This window comes from Methylomonas sp. MED-D (assembly GCF_050276835.1).
Taxonomy (GTDB): Bacteria; Pseudomonadota; Gammaproteobacteria; order Methylococcales; family Methylomonadaceae; genus Methylomonas; species Methylomonas koyamae_A.
Map to the genome: position 1 here is coordinate 1,276,990 of NZ_CP189965.1, position 19,785 is coordinate 1,296,774.

Consider the following 19,785-nt stretch of genomic DNA (forward strand, 5'->3'; position numbering starts at 1 on the left):
CCGGCCGGGAGCGACAATGAGCATCAAGGATTGGTCGGCGGACGAACGTCCCCGCGAGAAGTTGTTGCAGCGCGGCGCGGCGGCCTTGTCCGATGCCGAATTGCTGGCGATTTTCCTGCGTACCGGTATCGCCGGCAAGACGGCGGTGGATATGGCGCGCGAGCTGTTGCGCGATTTCGGCTCGTTGCGGGGGTTGCTGGCCGCCGACCGCCAGCGCTTTTGCGAAAGCAAGGGCTTGGGCGATGCCAAATACGCCCAGTTGCAAGCGGTCATGGAAATGGCGCGTCGGCATTTTTCCGAAGTGTTGCAGCGCGGCGACGCGCTGACTAGCCCGGATGCCACTCGCGCCTACCTAAGCGCGCAATTGCGCGGTTACGATTTCGAGGTGTTCGCCTGTCTGTTTCTGGATAATCAGCATCGGGTCATCCAGTGGGAAGAATTGTTTCGCGGCACGATCGACGGGGCCAGCGTTTACCCGCGCGAAGTCGCCAAACGCGCGCTCTACCATGCGGCGGCGGCGGTGATCTTCGCCCACAATCATCCGTCCGGTATTAACGAGCCCAGTCAGGCCGACCACTTGCTCACCGATAAGCTCAAACAAGCCCTCGGCCTGTTCGACATACGCGTACTGGATCATTTTATTGTCGGAGACGGCTTACCCTATTCGTTTGCCGAGCATGGCTTGATATGATATGCCGCCGGGAAAGTCGGACGCGAGACTCGACTAGGGCGGCCGAGTCGAATCTCGCGAATCTTCGGGCATGCGCCGCTTGGACAGCATGAAGTCAATATCGATGGATTATAAGGATGAATGAAAAACGCAGGAGATTGCCCGCGCGGATGTTATATGGTGTCAGTTCGGTTTACCTGGGATTGGCATTTTGGGTTGCCGTTGCCTTCGGCACCTGCGGCACCTTACCGGCCGCGCTCGGTGTGGCCGGGCTTTTGACGCTATCGGCCGCGATCAAGAATTACCAGGGTGGCGGCGTGTTTCTAGGCGGTACGTTGGCGTTAATGTTTTGCGTGGGTTTTGGATTGACCCCGCTACTGGATTATTCGCAACGCAAGGAAGATACGCTGTTCGTCAGCCTTGGCCTTTGTATAGGGTTCGCGCTGCTTGCCGCCTGCTTATTTTGGTTCGGACATCAGCGACATGTAATTAAGACGCGGCCGAACGCTGCCGAATCGGACAGTGACGACTCGGTGCCTGCAGGCGGACGGCCGATGCTTGTTTCTTCGAGCAAACCTCGCGCGGAGGCCTCGCTTTATCCGCCGACGCCAGTCGGGCGGGTGTTCTGGCTGTTGTTTTTTAGTTTGGGACTCTATGCTTGTTTCCTGATGTACCGCATCGTCAAGGATTTGACCGAAGTCAGCGAAACGCGTCTAAACCCGACGCGTTGCGCCTGGATGATGATGGTGCCCCTTTACAATTTGAACGTGTTCTATCAGGTGGCGCGGCGAGTTAGTCGCGTCGCGGGAAATCAGCGTTTCCGGTTCGGAGCCGCGCCCGGTACTTTGTTGGTGTTGATGATCGCCGGAGAACTCTTCGGCTGGCTGGCCCCAGGTTTTTTGTTACCGATCACGGTCGTTATCGGTGCCGTCCCCTGGTTGATATTGCAAGAAAGGATGAACCAGTTGCGCCGCAGTGCTGGGTTACCGTGGCGTGAGGAGCCGGATCGCTACAGTTGGCGGCAACGCGCCGTGTTGTTAGCGGGGTTGCCGTTCATGGTTTTCGCATTGTACCTCGGCAGGGGCGAGCTAGCGTTCTACACTGGGGAGCGTCTGCGAGCCGAACAAGTTGTCGCCGGTGTCGCGTCAAACTATCGTTTGACAATTCCGAGCGGAAAATGGCGACGGGCAAATTCCGGGAGCTTCCCCGACACCGATATGAAGCTGCTGACTTCGGCGGAAGACGAGTGGGTTTTGGTCAGAGTCCGACCCAGCGAACGGCAATCGCTGGATTACTATGTCGATCGGCGTCAGGCGTCGATTGCCGGGGACTGGCGCGATTTCAAGATCGAGGAGACCCGGACCTTGATATGGGCTGGCGAACTGCAACCGATGTCGTTGGCTCGGTATAGTCAAAACTCGCCTTTCACGTTTGGCGCCCACGAGCTTTATGTGGCAACGCTCGTTGCTCGCGACCAGGTGATCGAAGTCATCGGCCAGGGCCAAAAACAGTCGGCGGCCGACGTAGGGGCCTTGGTGCGAAGTTTTCGTTTGGCAACGGCTGGCAACGAATCATGAATAAAGCACTGGGACTGTTGTTGATGCTGGGTTGGGCGCTAGCGTGCGCGGCCGGTGGAACGGAAAGCAAATTGCGGCAAATCGGCTATTCCGCGGACTTGTTGCGTTGCCTAAAAACCGCGCGTCATTCCAGCTATCGGGAGTTGGCGCCAACTCCGGATCGCGTCCAAGCTTTGGAAAGCGCCGGCTATGGTAGTGTGGCCTTGAGCGAGGAGCATCAATTCAAACTGTTGAAGAATGGTCAAGTCGAGGAAACCGTGACCGAGACGTGGTTGTATCTAACCAGCAGCGCGATCGAGAACGACGGCAACGTGGGGTTTTGGTTCGATGCGGCATCGCAACGCGCGGAAATTCAGGCCGCTTACGTGTTGCAGCCGGAAGGTGTCTCCACCGACGTCGAGCCGGATCTTTTGCAAATCAATACCGACAATTCACCCAATATTTTCAACGATAGTCTGTTCGTGACGATTCCGCTCACTCCGCTGAAGCCAGGCAGTATCGCCGTGCTGCGCTATAAAATCGTAACCGCGTCTAAAAAGGTACCGTTGCCCTGGTCGCGCAATCTATTTTCAGCCTATTTTTACCCGGTGGAACGCTTCCAAGTCGATGTCAGCTGGGACAGCGACGCGCGCAAACCGACGTGGAGGACAGATGACAGCAATCTGGCCTGTCACGAGGAGACTGCCGCCTTGCATTGCGCGACGTTGGGCGCGGTCGCGCCGCTGCCCTACGATCAACAAATGCCCGCCCCGCAAGATCTGTTGCCGGTTTTGACGCTGGCGGAGCCCGACGATTGGCCGGCGATTTCCGCGCGGATCCGCACGTTGACCGATTCAGCACTGGCAAAAGACCAGCGCTTGGACGCCGAGATCGGGCGGCTGAGTAACGGGGTTGCCAATCCCCGTCAATTATTCAAGCGCGTTGCGGCGTTCGTGGCGCGGGATATACGCTACGTTGGCCTGGAGCACGGCCACGGCGGCGTGATCCCGCGTCCCACTTCGGCGACGCTAGAGCGTCGCTTCGGCGATTGTAAGGATAAGGCCATGCTGTTCGTCGATCTGGCACGCCGCGCTGGTCTGGACGCATACCCGGTGTTGACCTCAACCAAGCGCAGAGCACTGAACAAATTGTTACTGCCGTCTTCGAGCTATTTCAATCATATGATTGCTTGCGTCAATTTCGGTAAAGACCAGGAGCAATGCACCGACTTGACCGATCCCGAGACCGCCGGCAGCCGCTTGCCGCATACGCTGCATGGCGCGGTGGCACTGACGGTCGGCCAAGACGGCGCAGCACCGCGCAACCTGCCCAGCGAGCCTTTTACGTGGGTGGCCAGCGTAAAGGCCGAGAATCGGTTGACCGAAGCCGGCAGCGTTGTCGAAACTTTGGTCAGGCGCTACGAGTCGCATTGGGCCGCCGGATTGCGGCGGGTCTTGGCGGCTAAATCCAAAGCCGAGTCCGAGCGTTGGCTATTGGAGGATTTTCGGGCGGTAATGGGCGACCAAGTCGCGCCCAGCGTTTCGGTGCAAGGACTTGAAACTTCCGAAGCCGGGATCGCGTTGAATTCGGTGACGGAATACCCCAATTTGTTTACGCTCGGACAGCTGACTTCCTATCAGGAGAGCGACTCGTGGCTGCGCGATTTGGCAAACGACGCCAAAACCTCGAATCGGCACTATCCCTATCGTTTTGAAGGCATTGATTACCGTAGCGAGTTGAGTTTTCGGGTGCCGGCCGGAAGACGTGTCGCCAGCGGAGGCCCAAAAATCGATTACGTGTCGGCTTGGGGCGAGTTGCATCGGCATGTCAGTCAGGATGGCGAAGTCGTGACCGCCTATACCCGTTTGGAAATGCCAAAAGCCGAGATTCCGGTTGCCAAGATCGCCGAATACAATCGATTTTTAGAATTGGTCGGCTACGAGTCCCGGTTTAGATTCAGTCTAAGCGGAGGTTCGCAACAGTAACTGTCCCCGCCGTGAGCGGGACGCGGACGGGCGCTGCCCATCGCGGCGGCCGTCAGGCGGATGGCGGTGCGCAGTATAAATCTAGGTTTATAGTGCAGACGTTGTTGCCGCGCGAGTCGGGTAATCCGCCCAACAGACAGGGGCTTTCGCAAGATACCCACCGGGCAAAAGTACACCCGGCGCCGGATATCGCTGGCCATCAGCCGAACAAAAGCAGTCGGCGTCGGGGACTTAGCGATCGGAAAGGCCGAATTACTTGGGCTGTGGAGGATTTGAAATAAAGATGCGACAAATTGCCGCACTTTTTCTGGACAAAGCGGTTTTAGTTCACTAGAATGCGCCAACCTTGACTTAGGTCAAAACGAGCCAAAAGCTCGGCGTCTTTTGAGGGGGGAGAACGCAACCGTGTAAACGGTACAATAATAATAAGAGCGCAAGCAATTAACCTATCGACATTGGCGGTAGGCGTCCAGAAAACATAAAAAACAACACCGGACGAAGCCCACTTTACGTGGGCTTTTTTATGTCCGCAAGATTGGTATACCTTGGGTTAAACCCGGCCGGCCGACAGGCGCTTTTGCAAGTCTTGTTGCTTGGCGCGGGCATCCGGCAGATTGCCGTACTCCAGCGAGGCGTCGCAGTCTTTCAGTGCGGCTTCGTTCTGTCCCAATTGCATTTTGGCGTAGCAGCGGTTGTTGTAGGCGATCGCTACGTCCTGTCTGGATACTTGGTCGGCGTCGTATAAGAAGTCGTAGCGGTTTAACGTGGCCAGCATGTTCGGCATATCGTTGCGCTTGGCGTAAAGCACTGAGATTTGAATGGCGGCGTAAGCGCGGCCGTCTTGCTCGGAGTTTGCGACTTCGGCATAATCGGCCAGCGCGGCGTCGGTCTGGCCCAGCGCCTCGTAAGCTTCGCCGCGCCGGGACAACGCTTGCCAGTCGTTGCCGCGGTCGATCTGCGCACCGCAGGCGCGCACCGCCTCTTGATAGCGCTTCAATTTGACCAGCGCGGTGCATTGCAAATGGCTCCAGTCCTTGCGATAAATCCCCGCCAGCTTTTCGGCGGCGCTTTGATAGACGAGGACTTGTTCGTATTGTTTATTGGCGTTGTAAATGCCGGCCAAGCGGTCGTAAATGGCGGCGGTTGCCGCATTTTTCTGGGTTGCGTTTGGAAACGCAGTGCGGTCCAGGTCGGCCAGCGCCCGTCGGTACAGGGTTTCGGCGTTGGCGTAATGGCCGGCTCGGTACCAAACCGCGCCGATCTGTTGGTCCAACATGAAGTGGTTGCGACTGGTGTCGGTCGCGGCCAGTTCGATGTTGTGGCCCATGCTTTCGGCGGTCAGTTGCAACAGGTTGTTGGCTTGACGTTCGTTGCCTTCGGTGCGGGCGATACCGGCCAGGATGGGTTCCAGCGCGGCGCCAAAGGTCAGGCTGTTTTGTGGGGTATACAAGGCTAGCGCTTGGCGGATGTCGGCTTGCAGGTCCCGGCCGGCCGCCACGTTGCGCAGGGCCTGATCGATACAATCGGCGCGTTTTTCCGGCGCCAGCGCAAAGCATTCGGCCCCAGCAATATCCAGCAGATCTTCGTAGAGATTCAAATACAGCAGTTTCAATGGCGATATGGCGGCGGCCGAATCGACGTACTCCTGAGTAAACGCCAGCATCTCGGCCACCGAGCCGCCCCATTTGGGCGTCAAGGTATTCAGTTGCACTCGGTAGAGCGGGTAGTAGTCCGGGAAGCGGCGGATCGCCAGACGAAAGGCGCCGTCCATCGCCAACGAGTTGCCGTAGCCTTGCAGGATGGCCAGCAGCAAATAGCGGCTATAGGGATTGGCGTCGTCGCGGACGATGGCTTGAGCGATGTCGGTGGCGGCCAGCGAGTTTTCGACCTCGAAGCCGCCTCTGTGCCGCATGGAGACTTTGGCGGCGTAGTCGTGGCCGCGGATGCGCCAGCCGGTGTCGTAATGGTATTGGGCGCGCAGCAAGTAGGCTAGGGCCGGCGGTTGGTCTTGCGCCAACCATTGGTCCAGGCGTTGCAGCAGCGCGGTATTGCCGGGTACGACCATCAGCTTGACGAAGCGGTCGAAAGGGGCAAAGCCCCAGTCCTGGATGCGGCTTTGCGTTAATTGGACTTCCAATGCCCGGCCGGCGGCGGCGAAATCGCCGGCGAGCAGGGCTTGCCTGGCTTGCGCGGCTTGGTCGGCCAGCGTGGGAACGATGTCGCGGCCGGCCAGTAATTTATCGGCTTCGGTGGCGATATCCAAGGTCGAGGTGGGCGCGGGTGGCGGCAAGATCGGTTGAATGATGCGGGTCGGCGGCTCCGGCGCCGAGGAGGGTTGTAAAAAGGTCCAGGCCAGCGCTAGGCCGGCGGTCAAGCCCAGCAGCAGAAGTAATAACATCAGACGTAGCGACGTCGGCTCTGGTGGCGGAAAATCGGGATCGATATCAGTCATGGCAGTTAATTGCCGGATTGCCGGCAGCCTAGTTAAATTGTTAGTAGCTTAGACCAGGTTGCGAAATCTTGGCGTTTTCCGCTCTGGCCAGGCGAGGTCGGACTGGAACAATTGCGAACCCGCTCCGGGCCGGCATCTAAACGGCGGTAAAAATAACGGCCTAACTAGGCTGCCAGGTTTGTTAGAATGCGCCGGCCCGCACTGGCGGCCGATGATGTTTAACCGTGTAGGAGTGACTGTGAAAGGACGATTCGCGCGCCGCGTGGCGCTGATTCCGTGGCTGGTTGGGTTGGTGGCTTGCGGCGGTTCCCGGCCGGCGAACGAACCTTTGCCGGTGGCGGCCGCGAGACCTGGCGAATTGCCGGTTAAGGCCTTTGCGGCCTTGCCGCTGATCGAGGATTTGACGCTGTCGCCCAGCGGCGATTATCTGGCCTTTATTCAAAATACCGACGGCCATAGTGCACTGGTTACCCAAAATCGTAGCGGCGGCGATAGTCGGGTGGTGATTACGTCCGATAACCAGAAATACCATATACGCGGCTTTACCTGGGTTAACAATCAACGGCTGTTGGTCAGGATGTGGTATCCGGATCGGGTGTCCGATTTGAAATTCACCCAGACTCGCTTGTTTGCGATTAACCGCGACGGCAGCGAATTGAAGAGCGATCTGGTCAGGTTTCAAGATCCGGTGTTCGGCGGTCGGCGGCATATTCCGCAATTTCAGGATGCCTACGCCTTGATCCCCGGCGATGAGCGTCACATCTTGCTGATGCTGGACGAACGCCAGCAAGGCGCGCCTGACGTGTATCGTTTGGATGTTTACAGTGGCGAGCGGGAAACCGTGGCCGGCAACCCCGGTTATGTCAGGCGTTGGCTGGCTGATTTGCAAGGCCACGTTCGGGTCGGCCTGGGCTTGGTCGGAGGCAGTACCGAGCGGGTTGTGTATCGCTCCGCGGCGGGCGGCGATTGGCAAACATTATTCGAGCATGACGCGGTGAACGAAGACGGCATGCAGCCCTTGGGCTTCGACGCCGACCCGGATATCCTGTATTTACGCGGCCCGCACCAGGGTAGGTCGGCGATCTTTCGGATGCATTTGTCCGCGCCCAAGAGCGCTCCGGAACTGGTATACGCCGACCCGCGCTACGACGTGACGGGCGGTTTGATGTATTCGTCGGCCGGCAATCGGGTGCTCGGCGTGCATTACCGGGCCGCCACCGCGAAGTCGGTGTTTTGGGACGAGGATGCCCGCTTGGCACAGGCCAAGATCGATCAAGCCTTGCCGGATCGGGATAACGCGGTGATCAGCAGCGCCGGCAACCAAGTCATCGTATTGTCGTCGGGACCATCGCACGCGCCGGCCTATTACTGGTTAAACATGCATAACAATCAAATGGGGCGGCTGATCGACAGCTACCCACTGCTCGCGAATCAAACGTTGGCGGCATCTGAAATCGTGCATTTCAAGGCGCGTGACGGTTTGGAGCTGGAAGGCTATTTAACCAAGCCGCGCCAAGCCGGCGCCACCGCCGGCCCGGCCGTCGTGTTCCCGCACGGCGGGCCGTGGTCGCGAGACAGTCACGGCTTCAATCCGTGGACGCAATTTCTGGCCGATCGCGGCTGGACTGTGCTGCAGTTGAATTTTCGGGGGTCGGCCGGTTACGGCAACGACTTCGAGACTGCCGGATTTCGGCGTTGGGGCCTGGAAATGCAGGACGACATTACCGACGGCGTACGCTGGTTGACCGAGCAAAAATTGGTCGATCCGGCGAAAGTCTGCATCGTCGGCGCCAGTTACGGCGGTTACGCCGCGTTGATGGGGGCGATCAAAACCCCGGAGCTGTACCGTTGCGCGGTCAGTCTAGCACCGGTCACCGATTTACGACGCTTGCTGGACGAGTGGGGCGACATGCGTTGGCAGGATCATCGCTTGCGCGCCGAAATGGCCGAAAAAACCTTGGGCCATTGGTGGAGCGATAGGGCGCGTTTGAAGGATACTTCTCCGGTCGAGCAAGCCGCCCGTTTGCACACGCCGCTGCTGTTGGCGCATGGGGTCGGCGACTGGACCGTCAATGTCGGCCATTCGCGGGACATGGCCGACGCGTTGGCCAGCGCCGGATTTAAGGATGTGCGCTACGTCGAAATGGAAGACGCGGATCACTATCTGACCCGCGAGGAAGACCGCTTGCGGTTTTTCGGCGAAATGGACGCGTTTTTGCGGCGTTTTCGCTAGCCGGGTTCCGGCTTATTCGCTGTCCTGAATTGGTCGCGACTGGCTGAGTACCCGCTCGGCCAAGCGCGAGAACGGCATGCTTTGCACCCAGACCGAGCCGGTGCCGGACAGCGTCGCCAGAAACAAGCCTTCGCCGCCGAACAGCATGCTTTTCAAACCGCCGCTCATCGCGATACCGTAATCGATGTCGCCGCTGAAAGCCACCAGGCAGCCGGTATCCAAACGCAGGGTTTCGTTGCGCAGATCCTTGCGGACGATGGTGCCGCCGGCATGAATGAAGGCCATGCCGTCGCCGCGCAAGCGCTCCAGAATAAAGCCTTCGCCGCCGAAAAAGCCGCTGCCCAGGCGTTTGTTGAAGGCGATGTCCACCTGGGTGCCGAAGGCGGCGGCCAGAAAGGCGGTGCGCTGGCAGATGACTTCCTCGCCAAGCTCGGCCAGATTCAGCGGGATCACCGAGCCGGGAAACGGCGCGGAAAAGGCCACCTTGCGTTTTTGGCCGCCGCGATTGCTGAAGTGGGTCAGGAACACCGATTCGCCGGTCAGCATGCGCTTGCCCAAGCCGAACAGCTTGTCCATCACACCGCCGGAGCCATCGCCCATTTTGGTTTCGAAGTCGATGTCCTGCTCCATGTAGGTCATCGCGCCGGCTTCGGCGATCACGGTTTCGTTGGGGTCCAGTTCGATTTCGACCATTTGTATGTCATGGCCGACAATGTGGTAATCGACTTCGTGGCAACGCATGCTGTCCTCCTCGGGGATAGTGGCTGAATGGTTGACCGGTCAGCCGAATGCCGGCCGGCCGGAACTGGATCAGGCCAGTAGATTGATCAGAATTTGTCGGTAGAGCGAACTCAGGCGCTCCAGATCGGCCAGATCGATGTGTTCGTTGATTTTGTGAATGCTGGCGTTGATCGGGCCCAATTCGATGACTTGCGCGCCGGTCTGCGCGACGAAGCGGCCGTCGGAAGTGCCGCCGCCGGTGTCGTCTCGGGTCGCATAACCGCAAATGTGTTCGATAGCCGCATGGGTGGCTTCTTTCAATTCGCCTTGGGCGGTCAGAAACGGGTGGCCCGATAAGCGCCAGTCCAGTTGATAGCGTAAACCGAAGCGGTCTAGAATCGCCGCAGTGCGGGTCTTGATCGTGGCTTCGTCCAGTTCGGTGCTGAAGCGCAAATTGAATTGGGCGACCAGTTCGCCCGGAATCACGTTTTCGGCGCCGGTACCCGAAGTCAAGTTGGAGACCTGTAAGCGGGTTGGCGGGAAGAAGGCGTTGCCGTGGTCCCAGATTTCCTCGGTCAGCGCCTGCAAGGCCGGCGCGAAACGATGAATTGGGTTGTCGGCCAGCTCCGGGTAGGCAACGTGACCCTGAATGCCGAACACTGTCAGTTTGGCATTCAAGGAACCGCGCCGGCCGACCCGTATCACGTCGCCGAGTTTGGCCGCGCTGGACGGTTCGCCGACCAGACACCAGTCCATGGTTTCGCCGCGGCCTTGCAAAACCTCGACGACCTTGACCACGCCGTCGGTGGCCGGGCCTTCCTCGTCGCTGGTCATCAACAGCGCGATCGAGCCGCGATGCTCGGGGTGTTCGGCGATAAAACCTTCCACAGCGGTGACGAAGGCGGCGATGCTGCCCTTCATGTCGGCGCTGCCGCGACCGTAGAGTTTGCCGTCGCGTAGCGTCGGCTCGAACGGCGGACTGTCCCACTTCTCCAGCGGGCCGGGCGGCACTACGTCGGTGTGGCCGAGGAACACTAGTAGCGGTGCCTGGGTGCCTTTGCGTAGCCACAAATTTTGGGTGTCGCCGAAATTCAGACGCTCGTCCTTAAAGCCCAGCGGAGCCAGGCGTTCGGCCAAGACGTCCTGGCAACCGGCATCGGCGGGCGTCACCGAGGCTCGGCGAATCAACGCCTGCAGCAAAGTCAGGGTTTCGCTCATGATGCGCTTGGATAACGATCGGCGGCGAAGCCGACGATCAATTGTTGCCCGTCGTCGAGTATCGGCCGCTTGATTAGCGTCGGCAATTCCAGCATCAGCGCCACGGCCTTGGTTTCGTCCAGATCGGCTTTTTGCGCGTCGCTCAACGAGCGCCAGCTGGTGCTGCGCTGATTCAACACCGTGTTCCAGCCGGCGTCGGCGACAAAGCGTCGCAGCAGGGCTTCATCCAAGCCGTCAACTCGGAAATCGTGGAAGCGGTAATTCACGCCGCGTCCGTCCAGACAGGCGCGCGCCTTCTTGACGGTATCGCAGTTTTTGATTCCGTAAAGCACGAGCATGGCTGTCAGGCGTCTCCGGCCAGCAATTCTTCCAGGCTAGGCAGGGTCTCGTCGGCCTTGGCGCGAGCTTTGTAGACGTCGACGAATTCCATGAAGGCTTGTTCGAGGTCGTCGAGGACTTCTTCCTCGTCGGCGACTTCGTCTTCCGGGATTTCGCCGGAGTCCAGATAGTCTTTTTGAATGGCAATTTCGCCGTTCAGCGACAGCAGGGCGAGGATCAGTGCGTTATTGGAGATGTTTTCGGCCATGGCTAGATTCGAATTGAGTTGATCGGAAAGGAATGTTTGCTGTTGGCGGGACGCTCCGTGCGTCGGGCGAGAATCCTTGAACAGATTGCCTCTAGAGTACCATTTTCCGGGTGGCGGCGCTTGCCCGTTTTTGGAGCCACCCTTCGGAGGTATATCGAAAAAACGCTGCAAATCATGCGAAAATGCCCGGTATAAGGCTGTGGCGCTTGGCCGGCCGGTTAAGGAGTCTCTCGACAGTAGCATGCAAACCCATCCCGGCAGCGAATTTCAGGCAACAAATCAAGGTGTCGAATACATGGCATTAGATTGCGGCGATCAAGCCCGTATCTTGCAATTGCAGCAGGATATTCTGCGGTTGGTGGCCCTGGGTTACGATGCCGTCGAAGTGTGTCGGCAAATTTGTTTGCTGGAAGAGCAGTTGTTGCCCAATGCGGTCGCTTCGGTGATGTTATTGGACGACGAAGGCCAACGTTTGCACGTGTTCGCGGCGCCCAGTGTTCCGGTCGAGGGCGTCGCCCAACTGAACGGTTTGCGACCTGGACCTGGTGCGGGTTCTTGCGGGAACGCGGTATTTCGGCGAGAACCGGTTTTCGTCGAAAATACCCATACCGACCCGCGTTGGCAGGACCTTCGCCAACTGGCCTGCAATTTCAACATCGGTGCCTGTTGGTCGATGCCGATACGAGGCAAGGGCGGCCGGGTGATCGGTTCGTTCGCGCTGTCCAGCTTCGAACATCGCCTGCCTAGCCCGTTCCATCACAAGTTGTTGGAAATCGGCGCTTTCATTGTCGGCATCGTGCTGGAGCAGCGTAGAGCCAATGAACAGCTGCATCTGGCCGGTAAGGTGTTCGAGTACAGTACCGAAGGGATCATGATCACCGATGCCGGCAACCGCATCGTTTCGGTCAACCGAGCATTTACCCGCATTACCGGATACGCGCTCGACCAAGTCAAGGGCAAGAATCCGTCGCTGCTATCGGCTGGACGGCACGGTCCCGCGTTTTACCAAAAAATGTGGCAAAGCTTGGCCTCCAACGGTTATTGGCAAGGCGAAATCTGGAACAAAGCCCGCGACGGTCGGGTTTATCCCGAATGGCTAAGCATTACCGCGATCAACGGCGGAGACGGGAAGCTGGGTCACTATCTGGGCATCTTTTCCGACCTCAGCGACAAGAAACGCAGTGACGAAATCATTTGGCGGCAAGCGAATTACGATGCGCTGACCGGTTTGCCGAACCGTAACCGTTTTTATGACCGTCTGGAGCAAGCGATCAAGGCCGCCCTCCACAACGGAGGTCGGTTGGCGCTGCTGTTGATCGATCTGGATCGATTTAAGGAAGTCAACGACACGGTCGGCCATGCCTATGGCGACGCCCTGCTAAAGGCCGCCGGCGAGCGTTTGCAGGCTTGCGCCGGTCCAAACGACGTATTGGCCCGTTTGGGCGGCGACGAGTTCACGTTGATCTTGCCCGACATCGCCGACAACGAATGCGTCGAGCAAACCGCGCAAACGTTTTTGGATACATTGGCCGCGCCTTTCGTGCTGGATGGGGCCGCCAGCTATCTGTCCGCCAGTATCGGTATCGCCCTGTTCCCGGACGATGCCGTCGGCATCGACGCTCTGCTGAAATATGCCGATCAGGCCATGTACGCCGCCAAGAACCAGGGGCGCAATGCCTGGCGCTATTTTACGCCAGCCCTGCAAATCGCCGCCGAACATCGTTCCAGGACTTCCAGCGATTTGCGCGAAGCCTTGGCCCGCGGTCAATTCCATTTGGTTTATCAGCCTATTGTCGAGCTAGCGACCGGGCGAATTCGCAAGGCCGAGGCCTTGATTCGTTGGCAACATCCGCAACGCGGGTTCATCAGTCCGGCCGAATTCATTCCACTGGCGGAGGAAACCCGCTTGATCCGGGAGATAGGCGGCTGGGTGTTCGAGCGCGCGGTCGAACAGGTCGCGGTCTGGCAAGCCGCGTATGGCGCCGATTTTCAAATCAGCGTGAACAAGTCGCCGCTGCAATTCAAGGGTGACGAAGACTGGGTGGGGTATTTGGTCGGCTTGGGTTTATCCGGTCACAGCATCGTGGTCGAGATCACCGAAGGCTTGCTGCTGGATGCGGACGAGCAGGTTTCAAACAAGCTATTGGCGTTTCGGGATGCCGGTATCCAAGTAGCGATCGACGACTTCGGTACCGGTTATTCATCGTTGTCGTATTTAAAAAAGTTCGACATCGATTACTTGAAAATCGACCAATCGTTTGTGCGTAATCTGGCGCCGGACTCCAGCGATCTGGTACTCTGCGAAGCCATCGTGACGATGGCGCACCGCTTGGGGATGCAAGTGATAGCCGAGGGCGTCGAAACTCGAGAACAGCGGGACTTGTTAAGCGCGGCCGGCTGCGATTTCGCCCAGGGCTATTGGTTTGCCAAGCCGTTGAGCGTAGCGGATTTCGAAGCTATGTTGGCTAGGGTTGGCTAATTTTCGACCAACCCGGTTGGGTTCAGGCGTTTGCAAGTCTTCGACAGCGTCGAGTGAATACCGCTTATTGTTGATGTCGAATAAAGTCGTCAAGTCGATCGCTATACTCCTCCGGAGCTATCGATAAATTCGATTGCACGGCTATACACACCACGGATGGGTCGAGTTGCAGATTTCCGGCAATGAGGTTTTCGAAATCTTGTTGACTCCAGATGCCTTGATAAATCGGAGTCGTCATTAAGCGAATATTAGCGGGTTTTAGAATCTCTTCAACATAGATGCCGTAAATGGAATATTCGGAAAACCATTCAGCCTCGAATAATACCTGTTGCCACGGTTTTTGGTGTTTATCCTGTCGATATTGAGCGTAACATTCCGATTTTAAGTTTTTATTTTATGGGGTTTGTTTGAATCGGTTTTTACTATTGTGATTCTTTCAGAGCCGGGATGGATCTGGCCGGTAAATTGACATTGAGAAAGTGTGTCTCATTTTGGTCGCATTAATTACGCTTTTCCGTGACCGGAACATCCCGGAACCCTTACGCAACTCTTTCGCGCGGCACCGAGAATAAAAAATAACCCCGTAAAAAATGCAAGGCTTTGGATTTCTTAATTTGCCGGACATTTCGAATGGGTTGGCGGAGTCATTGTTTATGATTGCTATAAGATTGAATTTATTACACCTTAGAAAAGGATGCGCTGTTAACTATGAACTTTAACGATACAGGCACATTAATCGATTGGCCGTTGGAAGACACCGATGTTATTGCCCCATTGCAGAATAAACAGGATGGCGGTTCGCGTGGAGGTGTTTATTTATGTATACCGAATTTCGAAGCGTTGCCGCCGCCGTTTGCCATCAAACATGGCGAATACCGAATGACCCCTTGTGATAACACCTTGCCGCACCGGAAAACTTTGGCTGGCACGGCCGAAACCGATTGGGGCAAGGTCGAAGTGATCACCGATTGGACGGAACACGCCGGATTGGGCGGAAAAGTCTTGACGGTCTCCTGTCGTATTCGAGCGTTATCCGATATTGCTTGGATCCGGCCGGGGTTTCATCCCTATTTTTCGGTCTCGCCGGGCAGTGTTATCGACATCGGCCCCGAGCACATCGACATCGCGGAGATGCCGCACGATCAACTGCAAGTTCACCACGCGGCATCGTTGGCGGAGCCGGCAACAATTCGTACCGCCGATTATACCGTGGCAATGATCTGTGGTTTGTCACCGCTGCGGGAAGGGCTGTGTTTGGCGTATGGCGTGTGGAGCGATAAAAGTACCGAGTATGTTTGCATCGAGCCGATTATCGGTTGTCGTTTCGGCGCGGATGGTTTACCTGCACCGTTTAGCCTAAGCGAGGGTGAGGAATTTGCGATGACATTTACAATTCACGCGGAACGATTGGGTTTTCTGAAATAGTCGCTTAATTGCTGGGGAAGCGAAAAGGAAAGGCGAGTAATTGCCGCACTTTTTTGGCCGTGGCATCCAGGGCAATGTTGTCCCGTCAAGATGAAGCCCTGGCAGGTGTTGAATTGGTGATTATAAGGCCGGTTTGAAAAGCCGAATTTAGCCTTCGAGGTTGGTTTTCATGTAGCTTACGGTAACGAATGGCTAGGCAGTCGCGCAAGCAAGGTTAAACTATGTACATGCGATATGCTCGCGTAAACAGTGGATTTCTTGCCTTTCAGACGACGCCGTCTTGAAATGGCTTCTTTATGAAAAGCCTGTCAAGTTTTATTTTTAAATCACGCTGAATGAATACTAAATACAGGATTTTAAGGCTCGGCAAAGAGCATTCAAATTGCCGTGGATATATTGGGGTTGTTGTTCTAGGATGGTTTGTCTGACGGCCCAAGGGTCGTAATTGTTTTTAATTGAGATTAGCTGTTCGATCAACTCGTCTTTGGAACCGTAAATCAAAAAATTATTGGAGAATGATTTCCGGTCGCTGTCCTCGAGATAGACGTGACCGTTCGAAAGTAAGGAGTGGCGTTTAACCCAACTTGCAGCAGGGCTGGCGATATATCCACCTTGATATTGGATTTGTACGATCGGTAAGCCAAAGGCCTCTGGAAATGCGACGAAAGCGACACCCACTTGGGCATAAATGGCTTCGATTTCGCTAAAAGTGTATTCACCTCGCAATTCCAGAGCCGGAATATTTAGGGTTTGTAGTGCTTCCAGCTGGGTCTGCCGCGCTGCAGTGTAACCTTCTCGAGGAAAATCGATCATTGCCGTCAAAGGTCGCTGTGCTAAGAAGGTCGCTTGCGGCGTGATGTCCAGACCGATTTCGAATATCGGGCGATCTGTTAATGGTTCGATGTCGTGAATGCCGCTAACCGTCAACAATCCGTCGAATACATGGTGTGCCGTAGGCCCGAATTTGTCCCGCCAAAATTGGGCGCCTTGGTAAGCGAAAACCTCGTAGAACAATAATGGTTTGTCGAGTTGTTTTAGTGGGCGGAGGATTTGTGGGCGGCCTAAGATTCCTATCGTGTCGGATACGATGATAATGTCAAAGCTACGTAAGGTGTGGGTGATGCCTTGCAAATCCGCCCAAATTGCTTTGAAACGATGCCGGGTCGATGCGCTTCGTTCAGACATCGCTTCCAATTGCGCGAGTGCATTCGGGAAGTAGCCAAACTCCACACCCAGCTTAGTTAGCATTCGGGTCAGGCTTTCGGCCAAAAATCGCGGACTACGAAAATCGTTTTTCGCTAAGATCGCTACCCGCATGACTATTCCTTAAAGTATTTGGCATTCGGATTAAAAAATGCTGTTTGGTCTATATGGCTGGGATTCGGCTGTCCCACTTTGTGTTCCAGCTGGAGTCCCAATCAATGTCCGTGCGCTTCGTATCTTAACGCGTGAGGCGCACGGGAGAAAGTTTAGTACCGAGGACGATCAATCCCGCAACAGCTCATTAATCCCGGTTTTGCTACGGGTTTTCTCGTCTACTTGCTTGATGATCACCGCGCAATACAAGCTGTGGCTGCCGTCTTTGGAAGGCAGGTTGCCGGAGACGACCACGGAGCCGGCCGGGATGCGACCGTAGCTGACTTCGCCGGTCATGCGGTTGAAAATCTTGGTGCTTTGGCCGATGTAGACGCCCATCGATACCACGCAATTATCTTCGACGATCACACCTTCGACGATTTCGGAGCGGGCGCCGATGAAGCAGTTATCGCCGATGATGGTCGGGTTGGCTTGCAGCGGCTCCAACACGCCGCCGATGCCGACGCCGCCGGATAAATGCACGTTTTTACCGATTTGTGCGCAAGACCCGACCGTTACCCAAGTATCGACCATCGTGCCGCTATCGACGTAAGCGCCGATGTTGACGTAGGACGGCATCAGGATCGCGCCGGGGGCAATGTAGGAACCGTAACGGGCTACTGCGTTGGGCACCACGCGGACGCCGGCTTGAGCAAATTCGGCTTCGCTGTATTGACCGAATTTGGTCGGCACTTTGTCGTAGTAACGCACGTCGCCGCTTTCGATGACCTTGTTTTCGTTGATGCGGAACGACAGTAGCACGGCTTTTTTCAGCCACTGGTTGGTGACCCAGTCGCCGTCTTTTTTCTCGGCAACGCGCGCTTCGCCTTTGTCCAGCATGTTCAATGCGGTGGCGACTGCGTCGCGGACTTCCGATGAGACGGTGGACGGGCTGATTTCGGCGCGGTTTTCGAAGGCGTCGTTGATGATGGTTTCCAGGTTTGACATGGTTTTCTTAAGTTTAAGGATTAAACAAATGTAGGATGTGCCGACGTAAGGAGGCGCATCGTTCGCGACCGATACGCTTCACGTTGTTCAGCACATCCTACGCGGTGTTTTCATTGAGAAAAGCTTTAATGCGTTGCGCCGCCTCGACACATTCCTCGATCGGCGCAACCAAGGCGATACGGACATGGTAGGCACCGGGATTAATGCCGCCGCTGTCGCGCGACAAATAACTTCCCGGTAACACCGTAATGTTCTGCTGGGCAAACAATTGTTTAGCAAATTCACAGTCATCAATTGGTGTCTTCAGCCAGACATAGAAGCTGGCCGGCGGCCGGCTGATCTCGCAGACGTCTTTTAAAATATCGATGAAGGCGGTGAACTTGTCGCGGTACAACTGGCGGTTGTGTTTGACGTGTTCCTCGTCGTTCCAGGCGGCGATGCTGGCGTGTTGGGTCGGCACCGGCATCGGGCAGCCGTGGTAGGTGCGGTATTTGAAATACTGTTTCAACACCTCGGCGTCGCCGGCGACGAAACCGGAGCGCAGGCCGGGCGCGTTGGAACGCTTGGACAGGCTTTGGAAAATCACGCAATGCTTGAACGCGGTGTTGCCGCCGTGCCAGGCGCTTTGCAGCAGGCCTTGCGGCGGGTTCGCCTCGTCGTCGTAGAGTTCGGTGTAGCACTCGTCGGAGGCGATCACGAAGTCGTGTTTTTCCGCCAGCGCCAGTAGTTTCAGATGGTCACTCTCGCTCAGCACCGTGCCGGTCGGATTGCCGGGCGAACAGATGAAAATCAGCTGGCAGCGCTGCCAGATCGCTTCCGGCACGCTGTCGAAATCCGGCCGATAACCGTTTTCCTCGGTGGTGTTCAGATAATACGGTTCGGCGCCGGCCAGCAAGGCCGCACCTTCGTAGATCTGGTAGAAAGGATTGGGCATGATCACCACCGGCTTGGCGGCTGGATCGATCACAGCCTGTACCAGTGAGAATAAGGCCTCGCGGGTGCCGTTGACCGGCAGTACCTGAGTCTCGGGATCGACGCCGCCGGCCGGAATCGCGAAGCGTCGGCAAGTCCACTCGGCAATTGCCTGACGCAATTCCGGCAAGCCCTTGGTGGTCGGATACTGGGTCAGCCCGTGCAGATGACGCAGCAGGGCTTCCTGGATGAAGTGCGGCGTGGCGTGTTTGGGTTCGCCGATAGACAGCGCAATATGGGGTTGATCGCTAGGGGACACAACGCCGTTTTTTAACGCAGCCAGCTTCTCGAACGGATAGGGGTGCAGTTGAGACAAATACGGATTCATTATTTGGTGCAGTGCGGTTGTTTGCCCTGACTCCTAGCTTGTTGCTGAAGTTGAACAGCGTGGTTCATGTGTTGGTTCAAATTGTCGATGCGGCTACCGTGCGATGGGTGCGTGGACATGAACTCGATAGGCTGGCCGCCTTGCGAGGCTTGGTCCATTTTTTTCCATAGATTGATGCTTTGGCGGGGATCGAAGCCGGCTTTAGCCATCAAATCCAAACCTATCGTATCGGCCTCGGTTTCGTGAACCCGGCTATAAGGTAGCAGCACGCCGTATTGGGCACCGACGCCGAGTAGACCCAAGGCCGTCTGGCCGAGCGCCGTCTGCGGTTGGGTAACCGCTTGAACAATCGAGAGTCCGGTACTGACCGCAGTCTCTTGCGACAAGCGTTCGTTGCTGTGGCGGGAGAGCACATGACCGATTTCGTGGCCGATTACCGCCGCCAATTGGTCTTGATTGTCGACTAGCTTGATCAGACCGGTGTGAACGCCGATTTTGTTGCCGGGCAGGGCGAACGCGTTCAGGGTTTCGTCTTCGAAGACCACGACTTCCCACTGTCCGCCGGTTTGCTTGGTCAGGTCGAGTGCAACGCATTGCGCAAACTGGTTGTAATCGGCGTTGCGGCTGATCGGATTTTTGCTCTTCATACTGTCGAAGGCTTGCAAGCCCATTTGATCGACCTGATTGTCGGGCATGTAAATGAATTGGCTCCTGCCGGTAGGACTGGTGGCGCATGCGCTCAGTAAGCCGACGAGAACGGTAAACAGGGATTTTTTCAACATGGCGAAACTTCCGCAGGATGAACAGAGGCGGCATTTTAGCCCAACCGGCGCGCTGGAGTGGCAGCTTTTTGGCCG

The 19,785-nt window shown here is 56.7% G+C and carries 15 protein-coding genes; 6 read left to right on the top strand and 9 right to left on the bottom strand.

All coding sequences use genetic code 11. The features are described 5' to 3' along the window. Nucleotides 1–16: 16 nt before the first annotated feature. The 3 genes from radC (at nucleotide 17) to ACQE3E_RS05595 (ending at nucleotide 4,211) form a co-directional block, all read left to right on the top strand. Complete coding sequence (radC, locus tag ACQE3E_RS05585; protein WP_427501304.1) at nucleotides 17–691, top strand: RadC family protein; 675 nt, start codon at nucleotides 17–19, stop codon at nucleotides 689–691. 116 nt (nucleotides 692–807) lie between these two features. Further along, the gene (locus ACQE3E_RS05590; protein ID WP_313728756.1) at nucleotides 808–2,247 is read left to right on the top strand and encodes a hypothetical protein; all 1,440 of its coding nucleotides are present in this window, start codon (nucleotides 808–810) and stop codon (nucleotides 2,245–2,247) included. Further along, nucleotides 2,244–4,211, top strand: a complete 1,968-nt coding sequence (locus ACQE3E_RS05595; RefSeq protein ID WP_313728755.1) for a DUF3857 domain-containing transglutaminase family protein — start codon at nucleotides 2,244–2,246, stop codon at nucleotides 4,209–4,211. The genes ACQE3E_RS05590 and ACQE3E_RS05595 overlap by 4 nt, the downstream gene beginning before the upstream one ends. Nucleotides 4,212–4,761: 550 nt before the next feature. Here the strand turns inward: ACQE3E_RS05595 and ACQE3E_RS05600 are convergent. Next, nucleotides 4,762–6,663 (bottom strand): tetratricopeptide repeat protein, encoded by a 1,902-nt coding sequence (locus tag ACQE3E_RS05600; protein ID WP_313728754.1) that lies wholly within the window; start codon nucleotides 6,661–6,663, stop codon nucleotides 4,762–4,764. A 238-nt stretch (nucleotides 6,664–6,901) separates the two neighbouring features. Here ACQE3E_RS05600 and ACQE3E_RS05605 point away from each other — a divergent pair, with 238 nt between their 5' ends. After that, on the top strand, nucleotides 6,902–8,896 hold the full coding sequence (locus tag ACQE3E_RS05605) for an alpha/beta hydrolase family protein (protein WP_427501305.1): 1,995 nt from the start codon (nucleotides 6,902–6,904) through the stop codon (nucleotides 8,894–8,896). Between the two features lie 12 nt (nucleotides 8,897–8,908). Here ACQE3E_RS05605 and ACQE3E_RS05610 read toward each other — a convergent pair whose 3' ends face one another. From ACQE3E_RS05610 to ACQE3E_RS05625, 4 genes are all read right to left on the bottom strand, one after another. After that, nucleotides 8,909–9,637, bottom strand: a complete 729-nt coding sequence (locus ACQE3E_RS05610; protein ID WP_064031003.1) for a TIGR00266 family protein — start codon at nucleotides 9,635–9,637, stop codon at nucleotides 8,909–8,911. A gap of 69 nt (nucleotides 9,638–9,706) precedes the next feature. Next, nucleotides 9,707–10,834: a succinyl-diaminopimelate desuccinylase gene (dapE, locus tag ACQE3E_RS05615; protein ID WP_313728752.1), complete on the bottom strand. Its 1,128-nt coding sequence runs from the start codon at nucleotides 10,832–10,834 to the stop codon at nucleotides 9,707–9,709. After that, a complete protein-coding gene (locus ACQE3E_RS05620) occupies nucleotides 10,831–11,172 on the bottom strand; it encodes an ArsC family reductase (RefSeq protein ID WP_168032180.1) in 342 nt (113 codons plus the stop codon). Before ACQE3E_RS05620 ends, dapE begins: the two co-directional genes overlap by 4 nt. Before the next feature lie 5 nt (nucleotides 11,173–11,177). Next, on the bottom strand, nucleotides 11,178–11,420 hold the full coding sequence (locus tag ACQE3E_RS05625) for a hypothetical protein (protein WP_064031000.1): 243 nt from the start codon (nucleotides 11,418–11,420) through the stop codon (nucleotides 11,178–11,180). A gap of 241 nt (nucleotides 11,421–11,661) precedes the next feature. Between ACQE3E_RS05625 and ACQE3E_RS05630 the strand changes: the two genes are divergently transcribed. Together ACQE3E_RS05630 and ACQE3E_RS05635 are read left to right on the top strand one after the other, a co-directional pair. Beyond that, a complete protein-coding gene (locus ACQE3E_RS05630; RefSeq protein ID WP_313728751.1) occupies nucleotides 11,662–13,899 on the top strand; it encodes a putative bifunctional diguanylate cyclase/phosphodiesterase in 2,238 nt (745 codons plus the stop codon). Between the two features lie 708 nt (nucleotides 13,900–14,607). After that, nucleotides 14,608–15,324: a hypothetical protein gene (locus ACQE3E_RS05635; protein WP_313728750.1), complete on the top strand. Its 717-nt coding sequence runs from the start codon at nucleotides 14,608–14,610 to the stop codon at nucleotides 15,322–15,324. A 342-nt stretch (nucleotides 15,325–15,666) separates the two neighbouring features. On the opposite strand, the gene ACQE3E_RS05640 is transcribed toward ACQE3E_RS05635, so the two are convergent. The 4 genes from ACQE3E_RS05640 to ACQE3E_RS05655 all read right to left on the bottom strand — a co-directional run bounded on the left by ACQE3E_RS05640 (nucleotide 15,667) and on the right by ACQE3E_RS05655 (nucleotide 19,710). After that, nucleotides 15,667–16,641 (bottom strand): hypothetical protein, encoded by a 975-nt coding sequence (locus tag ACQE3E_RS05640; RefSeq protein WP_313728749.1) that lies wholly within the window; start codon nucleotides 16,639–16,641, stop codon nucleotides 15,667–15,669. 168 nt (nucleotides 16,642–16,809) lie between these two features. Continuing rightward, nucleotides 16,810–17,628: a 2,3,4,5-tetrahydropyridine-2,6-dicarboxylate N-succinyltransferase gene (dapD, locus tag ACQE3E_RS05645; protein ID WP_168032188.1), complete on the bottom strand. Its 819-nt coding sequence runs from the start codon at nucleotides 17,626–17,628 to the stop codon at nucleotides 16,810–16,812. 97 nt (nucleotides 17,629–17,725) lie between these two features. Continuing rightward, complete coding sequence (gene dapC, locus ACQE3E_RS05650; RefSeq protein WP_313728748.1) at nucleotides 17,726–18,928, bottom strand: succinyldiaminopimelate transaminase; 1,203 nt, start codon at nucleotides 18,926–18,928, stop codon at nucleotides 17,726–17,728. Further along, entirely contained in the window at nucleotides 18,928–19,710 is a 783-nt protein-coding gene (locus tag ACQE3E_RS05655; RefSeq protein WP_313728747.1) for a M48 family metallopeptidase, read from the bottom strand. Before ACQE3E_RS05655 ends, dapC begins: the two co-directional genes overlap by 1 nt. Between the last annotated feature and the right edge of the window lie 75 nt (nucleotides 19,711–19,785).

Excerpts from the sequence above, each read along its gene's own strand:
- radC (WP_427501304.1), top strand. The coding sequence starts at position 17 with ATGAGCATCAAGGATTGGTCGGCGGACGAACGTCCCCGCGAGAAGTTG.
- ACQE3E_RS05590 (WP_313728756.1), top strand. The coding sequence starts at position 808 with ATGAATGAAAAACGCAGGAGATTGCCCGCGCGGATGTTATATGGTGTC.
- ACQE3E_RS05595 (WP_313728755.1), top strand. The coding sequence starts at position 2,244 with ATGAATAAAGCACTGGGACTGTTGTTGATGCTGGGTTGGGCGCTAGCG.
- ACQE3E_RS05600 (WP_313728754.1), bottom strand. The coding sequence starts at position 6,663 with ATGACTGATATCGATCCCGATTTTCCGCCACCAGAGCCGACGTCGCTA.
- ACQE3E_RS05610 (WP_064031003.1), bottom strand. The coding sequence starts at position 9,637 with ATGCGTTGCCACGAAGTCGATTACCACATTGTCGGCCATGACATACAA.
- dapE (WP_313728752.1), bottom strand. The coding sequence starts at position 10,834 with ATGAGCGAAACCCTGACTTTGCTGCAGGCGTTGATTCGCCGAGCCTCG.
- ACQE3E_RS05620 (WP_168032180.1), bottom strand. The coding sequence starts at position 11,172 with ATGCTCGTGCTTTACGGAATCAAAAACTGCGATACCGTCAAGAAGGCG.
- ACQE3E_RS05625 (WP_064031000.1), bottom strand. The coding sequence starts at position 11,420 with ATGGCCGAAAACATCTCCAATAACGCACTGATCCTCGCCCTGCTGTCG.
- ACQE3E_RS05630 (WP_313728751.1), top strand. The coding sequence starts at position 11,662 with ATGCAAACCCATCCCGGCAGCGAATTTCAGGCAACAAATCAAGGTGTC.
- ACQE3E_RS05635 (WP_313728750.1), top strand. The coding sequence starts at position 14,608 with ATGAACTTTAACGATACAGGCACATTAATCGATTGGCCGTTGGAAGAC.
- ACQE3E_RS05640 (WP_313728749.1), bottom strand. The coding sequence starts at position 16,641 with ATGCGGGTAGCGATCTTAGCGAAAAACGATTTTCGTAGTCCGCGATTT.
- dapD (WP_168032188.1), bottom strand. The coding sequence starts at position 17,628 with ATGTCAAACCTGGAAACCATCATCAACGACGCCTTCGAAAACCGCGCC.
- dapC (WP_313728748.1), bottom strand. The coding sequence starts at position 18,928 with ATGAATCCGTATTTGTCTCAACTGCACCCCTATCCGTTCGAGAAGCTG.
- ACQE3E_RS05655 (WP_313728747.1), bottom strand. The coding sequence starts at position 19,710 with ATGTTGAAAAAATCCCTGTTTACCGTTCTCGTCGGCTTACTGAGCGCA.